Annotated in this window: 11 protein-coding genes; 6 read left to right on the top strand and 5 right to left on the bottom strand. The window is 70.7% G+C overall.

Annotated elements, in window-relative coordinates:
* Positions 1 to 2,317 (top strand): AAA family ATPase (locus tag IFT36_RS07395; protein WP_200412783.1); only part of this gene is annotated, 2,317 nt, incomplete at its 5' end.
* 87 nt (positions 2,318 to 2,404) lie between these two features.
* On the opposite strand, the gene IFT36_RS07390 is transcribed toward IFT36_RS07395, so the two are convergent.
* Positions 2,405 to 2,986 (bottom strand): histidine phosphatase family protein, encoded by a 582-nt coding sequence (locus IFT36_RS07390; protein WP_192123263.1) that lies wholly within the window; start codon positions 2,984 to 2,986, stop codon positions 2,405 to 2,407.
* A gap of 87 nt (positions 2,987 to 3,073) precedes the next feature.
* Complete coding sequence (locus tag IFT36_RS07385; protein WP_056046204.1) at positions 3,074 to 4,090, bottom strand: TerC family protein; 1,017 nt, start codon at positions 4,088 to 4,090, stop codon at positions 3,074 to 3,076.
* A 197-nt stretch (positions 4,091 to 4,287) separates the two neighbouring features.
* Between IFT36_RS07385 and ftsY the strand changes: the two genes are divergently transcribed.
* Positions 4,288 to 5,169 (top strand): signal recognition particle-docking protein FtsY, encoded by an 882-nt coding sequence (gene ftsY / locus IFT36_RS07380; RefSeq protein WP_369794381.1) that lies wholly within the window; start codon positions 4,288 to 4,290, stop codon positions 5,167 to 5,169.
* A gap of 20 nt (positions 5,170 to 5,189) precedes the next feature.
* Here ftsY and lipA read toward each other — a convergent pair whose 3' ends face one another.
* A complete protein-coding gene (gene lipA / locus IFT36_RS07375) occupies positions 5,190 to 6,176 on the bottom strand; it encodes a lipoyl synthase (RefSeq protein WP_173151092.1) in 987 nt (328 codons plus the stop codon).
* Complete coding sequence (gene lipB, locus IFT36_RS07370; protein WP_192123265.1) at positions 6,173 to 6,856, bottom strand: lipoyl(octanoyl) transferase LipB; 684 nt, start codon at positions 6,854 to 6,856, stop codon at positions 6,173 to 6,175. The genes lipA and lipB overlap by 4 nt, the downstream gene beginning before the upstream one ends.
* 104 nt (positions 6,857 to 6,960) lie before the next feature.
* Between lipB and ffh the strand changes: the two genes are divergently transcribed.
* Entirely contained in the window at positions 6,961 to 8,532 is a 1,572-nt protein-coding gene (gene ffh, locus IFT36_RS07365; RefSeq protein WP_123570353.1) for a signal recognition particle protein, read from the top strand.
* A 91-nt stretch (positions 8,533 to 8,623) separates the two neighbouring features.
* Here ffh and IFT36_RS07360 read toward each other — a convergent pair whose 3' ends face one another.
* Entirely contained in the window at positions 8,624 to 9,769 is a 1,146-nt protein-coding gene (locus IFT36_RS07360) for a glutamate--cysteine ligase (protein ID WP_123570352.1), read from the bottom strand.
* A 303-nt stretch (positions 9,770 to 10,072) separates the two neighbouring features.
* Here IFT36_RS07360 and rpsP point away from each other — a divergent pair, with 303 nt between their 5' ends.
* From rpsP to rimM, 3 genes are read left to right on the top strand one after another with little or no spacing between them, the layout of a single operon-like run.
* Positions 10,073 to 10,489 carry a 30S ribosomal protein S16 gene (gene rpsP, locus IFT36_RS07355; protein WP_123570351.1) on the top strand — a complete coding sequence of 139 codons (417 nt, stop codon included), beginning with the start codon at positions 10,073 to 10,075 and terminating at the stop codon, positions 10,487 to 10,489.
* A 3-nt stretch (positions 10,490 to 10,492) separates the two neighbouring features.
* Positions 10,493 to 10,729 (top strand): RNA-binding protein, encoded by a 237-nt coding sequence (locus tag IFT36_RS07350; RefSeq protein WP_043596309.1) that lies wholly within the window; start codon positions 10,493 to 10,495, stop codon positions 10,727 to 10,729.
* Positions 10,730 to 10,733: 4 nt separating this feature from the next.
* Positions 10,734 to 11,405, top strand: a complete 672-nt coding sequence (gene rimM, locus IFT36_RS07345) for a ribosome maturation factor RimM (RefSeq protein WP_307785053.1) — start codon at positions 10,734 to 10,736, stop codon at positions 11,403 to 11,405.
* Position 11,406 lies beyond the last annotated feature (1 nt).

The raw sequence follows: 11,406 nt of genomic DNA, 5'->3' as shown, positions 1-11,406 counted from the left end.
CGAGCGTGAGCGCGACGCCCTCGCGGCCCGCCGCAGCGCGCTCTCGCTGGCCCTCGACCAGAACGACGCCACGGCCGCCCTGGTCGCCGCGGGCCGACCGGGCATCCGCGGCCTGGTGGCCGAGCACGTCCAGGTGAGTCCCGGCTACGAGGCCGCCGTCGCGGCGGCGCTCGGCAGCGTGGTCGACTCGGTGCTGGCCGACGACGTCGAGGCCGCCGTCGACGCGGTCGCGCACGCCACCGAGGCCGAGCTCGGTCGGGTCGAGGTCGTCGTGGCCGAGCCCGAGCGGCTCCGGTCGACGCTCGACGTCGATCTCCCGGCCGGGACCGTCGCCGCCACGGCCGTCGTCACCGCGCCTCCCGGGGTGCTCGGACTGCTGGCCGCCACCGTCGTGGCCGACGACCTCGCGGTCGCTCGCTCGGCCTGGCGGGCACTCGCCGGCCACCCGATCCCCGTGACCGTCATCACGCGGGCCGGCGAGGTGCTGACCGACTACGTGCTGCGCGGCGGGTCGGGCGTCGAGCGGTCGCGTCTCGAGCTCGTCGCCGAGCGCGATGCGGCCGCCGAGCGGCTCACCGGCGTGGCCACCGAGATCGAGCGGCTCGCTCCCGGGCTCGCCGAGCTCCGGGAACGGCTCGCCACGACGCGTACCCGAGCGAAAGAGGCAGCGGCCGCCGCCCGGGACGAGGAGGCGCGGGTCACCTCCCACGGGCAGCAGCTCGGTCGTCTGCGTGCCCGGGTCGAGGCCGCCGAGGCCGAGGTCGATCGGCTCTCGGTCGCGCTCGACGCGTCGGTCGAGGCCGTCGACGCCGCGAGCCGCGCCGTCGACGCCGCGGCGGCCGCCCACGACGAACACGCCGCCCGCCCGCGTCCGCTGCTCGACGCGTCGGCGCGCGACGGCCTGCTGGCCGAGGTCGAGACGGCGCGCGCCGTCGAGACCGAGCGCCGCATCGCCCTCGAGACCGTCCGCGAACGGGTCCGGGCCGAGATCGCCCGGGCCGAGGCCCTGCAGCGTCAACTCGACGAGCAACGGGCGGCCGCCGAACTCCAGGCCCGTCAGACGGTGGTGCGGCATCGCCAGATGGCCGCCACGTCGTCGGTGCTCGAGGCCCTGCCGCCGACCCTGGACGCCGCGGCCCGGTCGGTGGCCGAGGCGCGCGCGGTCCTGGCGAAGGCCGAGGCGGCCCGGACCGAGCAGAACACCGAGCTGCAGGCGCTCCGCGGAGCCGAGCGCGAGCTGCGCGACCGGCTCGCCACCGTGACCGAGAGCGTGCACGGCCTCGAGATGGAGATCTACGAGAAGACGCTGCACCTGTCCGGGCTGCTCGAACGGGCCGGCTCCGAGCTCGGCCTCGTCGAGGACGTCCTCGTCGCCGAGTACGGACCGCACGTGCTCGTGCCGAGCGACGACGAGGTCGCGACCCGCCCGTCCGTGGACGACGAGGTCGACCTGGTCGACGTCGACGCCGCGGGCGAGGACGACGCCGCGGGCGAGGACGACGCCACGGGGGAGGGCGCTGGCCGTGCCGCCCGCGGACCCGACGGTGCCGCCGACCTCGACGACGCGACCCTCGCCGGGGCCGCCACCGCGCCTCCTCGGGGCGTGCCCTTCGATCGCGCGACGCAGCAGCGCCGGCTCGCCGTGGCCGAGAAGAAGCTCGCCCGGCTCGGCCGGGTGAACCCCCTGGCCCTCGAGGAGTTCGCGGCGCTCGAGCAGCGCCACCTCTTCCTGACCGAGCAGCTCGCCGACCTGACCGGCACCCGCGCGGACCTGCTGACGATCATCGACGAGATCGACGACAAGATGCAGACCATCTTCGCGAGCGCGTTCGCCGACACCCAGGCCGCCTTCGACCGGGTCTTCCCGATCCTCTTCCCGGGGGGCAGCGGTTCGCTCCACCTGACCGACCCCGACGACCTGCTGGCGACCGGGATCGAGGTGACGGTGAAGCCTGCCGGCAAGAAGATCGAGCGGCTGTCGCTGTTGTCCGGGGGCGAGCGGTCGTTGGCCGCCGTGGCATTGCTGATCGCGATCTTCAAGGCCCGGCCGAGCCCGTTCTACATCATGGACGAGGTCGAGGCGGCCCTGGACGACGCCAACCTCGGCCGGTTGTTGACGATCTTCGAGGACCTCCGCGAGTCGAGCCAACTGATCGTCATCACGCACCAGAAGCGCACGATGGAGATCGCCGACGCGCTCTACGGCGTCTCGATGCGTCAGGACGGGGTCAGTGCCGTCGTCGGCCAGCGCGTCGTCGCCGAGCCCGGCACCGCCGCGGGCGGCACGGCCGAGCGCGACATCGCCGACGCCTCCTGAGCCCGGCCCCGACGTGAAACGCAGGAGGCGCGACCTGCGTGGCCGCGCCTCCTGCGTTCTCGTCGCGCCCCGTGGGGCACCGGGGTGTCAGTCGATCGGCGTGTCGACGACCCCACCGTTGATGCTCAGCACGTGCCAGGCGGTGCCGTCCCACTCGACCGTGTTCGCCGCGGCGTTCTCGATGTGCGGCACCTCGCGACCGAGGATCTCGGCGAGGGTGAACCGGATGATCGTGCCGTGGCAGACGACGACGATGTGGGCGTCGTCACCGTCGAGGGGCAGCCGCGTGTCGCGGATCATCTCGAGGGCGCCGAGTCCGCGGGCCGCCACCGACTCGCGCGGTTCGATGTCGGGGTAGTCCGCGTTCGGCTGGTCGGGGATCGGCGACTCGGGGGTGCGGCCCTCGTGCGAAGCGTAGTCGCGCTCGATCAGTTCGTCGTAGGCGTCACCCAGCTCGATGCCCAGTTCGGCGGCGATGATCTCCGCGGTCTCGCGGGCACGCCAGAGCGGCGACGACACGATGGCGCTCCACTCGACGCCGGCCAGCAGGCGAGCCGCCTCGAGGGCCTGGCCGCGGCCCGTGTCGTTCAGGGGGATGTCCGAGGAGCCCTGGAGCTTGTCGGCGAGGTTCCAGTCGGTCTGACCGTGGCGGATGAGTTCGAGGCGCATCGGGGTGTTCCGTTCCGTGGTGCGGCCGCGGGGGTGCCGCGGGGGAGTGGCGACGGGCGGCCCCGGTGGGGGCCGCCCGTCGGGGGATCAGTGGTCGTCGTCGGTGCTCGCCGTGACGCCGGCCTTCGCGCGGGCGTCCCGTCGGGTCTTCGCGAGGCTGGCGACGGTCGCGACGGCGATCGTCAGCACGATGAAGCCGAGGGAGAACCAGATCGGGATCTCGGGGATCCAGGTGATCGGCTCGCCGCCGTTGATGAACGGCACCTCGTTGACGTGCAGGGCGTGGAACAGCAGCTTGACGCCGATGAAGGCGAGGATGACCGCGAGGCCCTGGGCGAGGTAGACGAGGCGCTCGAGCAGGCCCGAGATGAGGAAGTACAGCTGGCGCAGGCCGAGCAGCGAGAACGCGTTCGCCGTGAAGACGATGTAGGCCTCTTGCGTGAGGCCGAAGATGGCCGGGATCGAGTCGAGCGCGAAGAGCACGTCGGTCAGGCCGATCGCGACCATCACGAGGAAGAGCGGGGTGAAGAGGCGCTTGCCGTCGACCTTGGTGGTCAGCTTCTGGCCGTCGTAGTCCTGCGAGGTGGGGATGACGCGGCGCAGGGCACGGATGAGCTTGCTGTCCGCCTCGTCCTTCTCGTCGTCGCCGTGGCCGCCCTTGACCTGGCTGTAGGCGAGCCAGAAGAGCAGGATGCCGAAGAGGTAGAAGACCCACGAGAAGTTCTCGATGATGACGACGCCCGCCGCGATGAACAGACCACGCGACAGCAGGGCGATGGCGATGCCGACGAGCAGCACCTTCTGCTGGTAGATGCGGGGCACCGCGAAGCTCGTCATGATGATGAGGAAGACGAACAGGTTGTCGACCGAGAGGGCCTTCTCGGTGATGTAGCCGGCGAAGTACTCGCCACCGAAGGTCCAGTTCGAGAAGACGCCGACCCCGACGCCGAACAGGACGGCGATGCCGATGTAGACGCCCGACCAGATGGCCGATTCGCGGATGGTCGGCTCGTGCGGCGTGCGCACGTGACTGAAGAAGTCGAAGAACAGCAGGCCGATGATGCCGGCGATGGTGATCGCCCAGGTCAAGAAGTGGACGTCCATGTGTGTACCTCCAGTACGCAGCGGGTACCGAAGGTCTCCTCCACTCGCGACGCGTCCTGATCAGGACGGCTGCGAACCGGTGCACCGGGTCGAGATCGGTCTCTTCCGTATTGACGACGCCACCGCGTGGGAGTACTCCCCTTCAACCTGGCGAGCTTACAGCCTCTGCACGTCCGCGGTCTCGCCCGGGGCCGAATATGCTGGCCCGCATGGCTTCTCCCTGGTCCCTCTCCGGTGCCCTCCGTGGCATGTTCGCCAAGAAGACGATCGACGAGACCACGTGGGACGACCTCGAGGCCGCCCTGATCGGCGCCGACTTCGGCCCGGACGTGACCGAGCAGATCATCGACGACCTGCAGGCGAAGGTGCAGCGCTACTCGACCACCGACCCCGCCGACCTCAAGCGCATGCTGCGCGAGACCCTCGAAGAGCGCCTCTCCAAGCTCGACTCGACCCTCAAGCTCAGCGCGCGACCCGCCGTCGTGCTCATGGTCGGCGTCAACGGCGTCGGCAAGACGACCACCATCGGCAAGTTCGCCAAGTTCCTCCGCAACTACGACCGCTCGGTCGTCGTGGGCGCGGCCGACACGTTCCGGGCCGCGGCCGTCGAGCAGGTCGCGACCTGGGCCGATCGGGCGGGAGCGCGCATCGTCCGCCCGCAGCAACAGGGGCAGGACCCCGCGTCCGTGGCGTTCCAGACGGTCGAGCTCGCCATGCGCGAGGGCATCGAGATCGTCCTGATCGACACCGCCGGGCGCCTGCAGACGAAGTCGGGCCTGATGGACGAGCTCGGCAAGATCAAGCGCGTCGTCGAGAAGCAGACCGAGATCGCCGAGGTGCTGCTCGTGCTCGACGCGACGACGGGTCAGAACGGCCTCGCCCAGGCGCAGGCCTTCATCGAGCACGCCGGGGTCACGGGCCTCGTGCTGACGAAGCTCGACGGTTCGGCCCGCGGCGGCTTCGTCCTCGCGGTGCAAGAACAGACGGGCATCCCGATCAAGCTGGTCGGGCAGGGCGAGGGCATCGGCGACCTCACGGGCTTCACGCCGCACGTGTTCGTCCAGAACCTCATCGCGTAGCGAGCCCCGGCGGGCACGGGTCACACTGCCTGGCGCCCGGCCCCGGCCTCGAGCAGGTGTCGCAGGGCCTCGGGCACGACCTCGCCCCGCGCCTCGGTCGCCCTCGCCCAGAGGCGGCCCGCCCGGTACGACGAGCGCACGAGCGGCCCGGCCAGCACGCCGCTGAACCCCATGTCCTCCGCGATCTCTCGGAAGTCGACGAACTCGTCCGGGTGCACCCATCGCGCCACCGGCAGGTGTCGCGGGCTGGGACGCAGGTACTGGGTCAGCGTGATGACGTCGGTGTGCGCCTCCCTCAGGCGCTCGAGGGCGTCGATCACCTCGTCGCGTTCCTCGCCCATGCCGAGGATGAGGTTCGACTTGGTGACCAGGCCGGCGTCGTGCCCCTGCCGGATGACGTCGAGCGACCGCTCGAAGGTGAACGCGGGGCGGATGCGCTTGAAGATGCGCGGCACGGTCTCGACGTTGTGGGCGAAGACCTCGGGACGGGCGTCGAAGACCTGCGCGAGCAGTTCGGGGCGACCGTTGAAGTCGGGGACGAGGATCTCGACGCCCGTGCCCGGGTTCAGCTCGTGGATGCGACGGATGGTCTCGGCGTAGAGCCACGCGCCTCCGTCGTCCAGGTCGTCGCGCGCGACGCCCGTGACGGTCGCGTAGCGCAGCCCCATCTCGCGCACCGACTCCGCGACCGAGAGGGGCTCGCGGCGGTCGATCGGGCTCGGCCTGCCCGTGTCGATCTGACAGAAGTCGCAGCGCCGCGTGCACTGCGAGCCGCCGATCAGGAACGTGGCCTCGCGGTCCTCCCAGCACTCGAAGATGTTCGGGCAGCCGGCCTCCTGGCAGACCGTGTGCAGCTTCTTGTCGACCACGAGCTCGGTCAGGGCGCGGTACTCGGGGCCCTGCCTCGCGGTCGTCCTGATCCAGGTCGGCTTCTTCTCGATCGGGGTCTCGGCGTTGCGGGCCTCGACGCGCAGCAGGCGTCGTCCCTCGGGGGCGGTCGTCGTCATCGGTGGGCTCCCACGGGGTCGGTTCGGGCCGGCACGCGGCCGGCGGTCTCGAGGCTGGTCAGGTAGGCGGTCAGGGAGGTCTCGAGGGCGTCCGCGACGTCGGTCACGGCCACGCGCCTCCCGGAGGCGCGGGTCAGGCTGGTCACGCCGGCGTCGGTGATGCCGCAGGGCACGATCCCGGCGTACGACGACAGGTCGGCGTCGCAGTTGAGGGCGACGCCGTGCATCGTCACTCCCTCGGCGACCCGCACGCCGACCGCCGCGACCTTCTCGTCGCCGAGCGGTCTGCGCACCCAGGCGCCGCTGCGCCCCTCGACGCGGACGGCCGACACCCCGACGCCCGAGCACACGGCGATCAGGCACGCCTCGAGCGCCCGGACGTGGGCGACGACGTCCAGCGGTTCGGGCAGGCGCACGATCGGGTACGCCACGAGCTGGCCGGGGCCGTGCCACGTGATGCGTCCGCCGCGGTCCACCCGGGTCACGGGGGAGCCGTCGCGCGGCAGGTCGGCGGGCTGCGTCCGCGTGCCCGCCGTGTACACCGACGGGTGCTGGCAGAGGACGAGGGCCGAGTCCAGTCGGCCGGCCACGACGTCGGCGTGCAGCTCGCGCTGCAGGCGCAGGCCCTCGTCGTAGTCGAGTGGCGGGCCCGTGAGGCCCGTGCGTCGCGTCGTGGTCACACCCCGAGGCTAAGCCCATTGATGCACTCGGTACAACAACGACGGACCGAGGAGGCGCGGCCACGCAGCACAGGAGGCCGACGGTCGGTTAAGATGGGCGCACCATGGCCACTTTTGGAACCCTCTCCGACCGCCTCGCGGAAACGTTCAAGAACCTCCGCAATAAGGGCAAGCTGAGCCCCGCCGACGTCGACGGCACCGTGCGTGAGATCCGTCGTGCCCTGCTCGACGCCGACGTCGCGTTCGACGTCGTCAAGGCCTTCACGAACACGGTCCGCGACCGCGCCCTCGGCGACGAGGTCAGCAAGGCGCTGAACCCGGCGCAGCAGGTCGTCCAGATCGTCAACGAAGAACTGGTGCAGATCCTCGGTGGTCAGCAGCGCCGGCTCGAGTTCGCGAAGAACCCGCCGACCGTGATCATGCTCGCGGGCCTCCAGGGTGCCGGCAAGACGACCCTCGCGGGCAAGCTGGCCAAGTGGCTCGCGAAGGACGGCCACACGCCCATGCTCGTGGCGGCCGACCTCCAGCGCCCCAACGCGGTGACGCAGCTGCAGGTCGTCGGCGAGCAGGCCGGTGCCCACGTCTTCGCGCCCGAGCCGGGCAACGGCGTCGGCGACCCCGTCAAGGTCGCGAAGCAGGCCATCAAGTACGCCCGCGACAAGCAGTACGACACCGTCATCGTCGACACGGCCGGCCGTCTCGGCGTCGACGCCGAGCTCATGAAGCAGGCCGCGAACATCCGCAAGGCGGTCGATCCCGACGAGGTGCTCTTCGTCATCGACGCGATGATCGGTCAGGACGCCGTCGCGACCGCCAAGGCCTTCCAGGACGGTGTGGACTTCACCGGCGTCGTGCTCTCGAAGCTCGACGGAGACGCCCGCGGTGGTGCCGCACTCAGCGTGGCCTCGGTCACCGGCCGCCCCATCATGTTCGCCTCGACGGGTGAGTCGCTCGACGACTTCGAGCCGTTCCACCCCGACCGCATGGCGAGCCGCATCCTCGACCTCGGCGACATCCTCTCGCTGATCGAGCAGGCCCAGCAGGCCTTCGACGAAGAAGAGGCGATGGCGGTCGCGCAGAAGATCGCGACCGACTCCTTCACGCTCGACGACTTCCTCACGCAGATGCAGCAGCTGCGCAAGATGGGTTCGATCAAGGGCATGCTCGGCATGCTGCCGGGTGCCAAGGGCATGCGCGAGCAACTCGAGAACTTCGACGAACGCGAGATCGTCCGCACCGAGGCGATCATCCAGTCGATGACCAAGCAAGAGCGAGCGATGCCCAAGCTGCTCAACGGCTCGCGTCGCCTCCGCATCGCCCGCGGTTCGGGCATGACGGTCACCGACGTCAACCAGCTCGTCCAGCGCTTCGAGCAGGCGTCGAAGATGATGAAGACCGTCGCCAAGGGCGGCGTGCCCCAGGTGCCCGGCATGGGGCCGATCCCCGGGGCCTCGTACGCCGGCAAGAAGGCGCAGCCCAAGAAGAAGGGTTCCAAGGCCGGCAACCCGGCCAAGCGTGCCGCACAGAACGCTGCCCTCACCACGGGTGCCAGGCCGGCGTCCTCGGCTCCCGGCGGCTCGGGCTTCGGGCTCGGCGGCGGCGGGGCCGCCGCGGGTGGCGCGGCGCCTTCGCCCGAAGAACTCGCGTCGCTGCAGAAGATGCTCGGACGCGGCTGAGCCGACCCGCGCCTCCTGACGGTCCTCGACGCCCGCCCCGCCTGCTGCGGGGCGGGCGTCGTCGTGTTCCCGCCGCACCGCAGGCGGCTGGTCACTCGGCTGCGGACAGCCCTTCGTCGAACTCGCGGACCAGCGACGCCACGACGGGGCGCAGGTCGCCCCCGTGCGCGGCGGCGACGGTGAGCTGGCGCTGGTAGCTGGCCCCGCGGTCGGTGATCGTCGCGAGCGAGTGCAGTTCGTCGAGGCAGCCGAGGCGTTCGGCCGCCGGCTCGAGCGACGTCACGAGTTCGCGCAGGTCGTCCGTCACCAGTCGTTCGTCGCCGGCCGCGTTCTGGATCACGATGGCGTCCATGCCGTAGCGGGCGGCGCGCCACTTGTTCTCGCGGACGAACCACGGCTGCATGCTCGTCAGGGTCTCGCCGCGGTCGAGTCGCTCGGACATGTCGTCGACGAGGCACTGCACCAGTGCCGTCACGGCGGCGAGCTCGTCGGTCGTCGCGATGCCGTCGAAGACGCGCGTCTCGAGGGTGCCCCACTTCGGTGAGGGGCGGAGGTCCCAGCGCAACTCGCTGTGGTCGTCGATCACGCCGGTGTGGGTCATGTCGGCGACCATGGCCTCGTACTCGGACCAGGTCGCGAACTGGGGCGGCAAGCCCGCCGTCGGGAGCTGCTGGAACATCAGGGCGCGGTTCGAGGCGTACCCGGTCTCCTCGCCGACCCAGAACGGGCTCGACGCCGTCAGCGCCTGGAAGTGCGGCAGGTAGGTGAGCATGCCGTTGAGGATGGGCAGCACCTTGTCCTGGTCGTCGATGCCGACGTGGACGTGGACGCCCCAGATCATCATCTGGCGGCCCCACCACCGCGTCCGGTCGATCAGGGTGGCGTAACGCTCCTTGTCGGGCGTCACCTCCTGGTCGGCGTAGCGGCTGTAGGGATGCGTTCCGGCGCACATGAGGTCGGCGCCGAGCACGGAGGCCGGGCCCCGGACCAGGTCGATCGTGCCCCGGAGGTCGTCGACGGCGTCGGCGACCCGACGGTGCACGCCCGTGACGACCTCGACCGTGTTGGTGAGCAGTTCGGTGGTCAACCGTTCCGGACCGCCGTCGTTGACGTGGGCCAGGTCGGCGAGGATCGCCGGGGCGTGCGGCGCCAGTTCTCCCGACTCGTGGTCGACGAGGGCGAGCTCCCACTCGACGCCGAGGGTCGACCGCTCTGAGGTCGTGAAATCGATGCGCATCCGCGTGGCCTTCCCGTGGGCGTCAGGGCGGTTCCATCCTGCCAGTCGGGTGCCGGTCGGGGCCGTCCGGCGGGCCGGCCTGCGCCGCCCGTGACGTCCGGTGACGCCGAGGAGGCGCGGTGCCGGACACGACGAGACGCAATTCGTGCAGATGGCCTTTCGTCTGCAACAATGGGAGGTCGAGTCTTCTGTCGTCCGACCCTCTAATCAGACGACGTTCGACTCCCATCAGAGCTTTCGAGCCGAGTGTGCCCCCACGCTCACGGCTGGCAACTCGCCCACATCACATCACACAGGAGAATTGTGGCTGTCAAGATCCGTCTCAAGCGCATGGGCAAGATCCGCGCCCCCTACTACCGCATCGTCGTCGCCGACTCGCGCACCAAGCGCGACGGTCGCGTCATCGAAGAGATCGGCAAGTACCACCCCACCGAGGAGCCCTCGTTCATCGAGGTCGAGTCCGAGCGTGCGCAGTACTGGCTCGGCGTCGGCGCTCAGCCGACCGAGCAGGTCGCCGCGCTGCTGAAGCTCACGGGCGACTGGGGCAAGTTCAAGGGCGACGCCGACGCCGTCAGCACCGTCAAGACCAAGGCTCCGAAAGAGGCCTTCGTCGCCGACGAGAAGAAGAAGCCGGTCCTCGTGCCCAAGACCGAGAAGCCCGCGGCCAAGGCCGAGGCTCCCGCCGAGTCCAGCGACGACGCCGAGACCACCGAGGCGTAGTCGGTGCTCGCACCTGCACTCGAACACCTCGTCCGGGGGATCGTCGATCACCCGGACGAGGTGCAGGTCGTGGAGAAGAACTCCCCACGAGGCGACGTCCTCGAGGTGCACGTCCACGCGGACGACCTCGGTCGCGTCATCGGCCGTGCCGGTCGCACCGCCAAGGCCCTCCGGACCCTGATCACCGCGCTGGCCGACGGCAAGCGGGTCCGGGTCGACGTCGTCGACGGCGATCTCTAGAACCGTGCCGTCCGACCGCAAGACCGAACTCCGGGTGGGGCGCCTGACCAAGGCCCACGGCCTCAAGGGCGCCCTCAAGCTCGAACTCTTCACCGACACCCCCGAGCAGCGCTTCGTGCCGGGTGCCGTGTTCCGCCTCCAGGTGCCCGCCGACAGCGCCTGGCACGACCGGACCCTCACCCTCACCGAGCTGCGCTGGTACAACAGCCACCCGGTGGGCTTCTTCGACGGGGTCGACGACCGCACGGCGGCCGAGTCGCTCGTCAAGGCGATCCTCTGGGTCGACCAGGACGCCGACGAACTGCCCCACGAGGAGGACGCCTGGTACGACCACCAGTTGGTCGGCCTCCGCGTCGAGCGTGACGGCGTCGTCGTGGGCACCGTGGCCCGGGTCGACCACCTGCCGGCCCAAGACCTGCTCGCGGTCGACACCGCGTCGGGCGAAGTCCTCGTCCCGTTCGTCTCGGCCCTCGTGCCGAAGGTCGACGTCGAGGCCGGTGTGGTCGTCGTGACCCCGCCGCCGGGACTCTTCGAAGAGCCGGCCGACGACACCGACGACGTGCCGGTCTCCGACACCGACGACGAGCCGGCCTCCGACGACGTCGACCAGTCGGTCGCCGACGGCGTCGACGAACCGGCCTCCGACGGCGAGTCCGCTCCCGACGACGAGCGCTGAC

Origin of the sequence: Frigoribacterium sp. CFBP 13605 (assembly GCF_014839405.1) — a bacterium.
In the GTDB taxonomy this organism is placed as follows: Bacteria; Actinomycetota; Actinomycetes; order Actinomycetales; family Microbacteriaceae; genus Frigoribacterium.
This window is presented reverse-complemented; position numbering and strand designations above follow the sequence as displayed.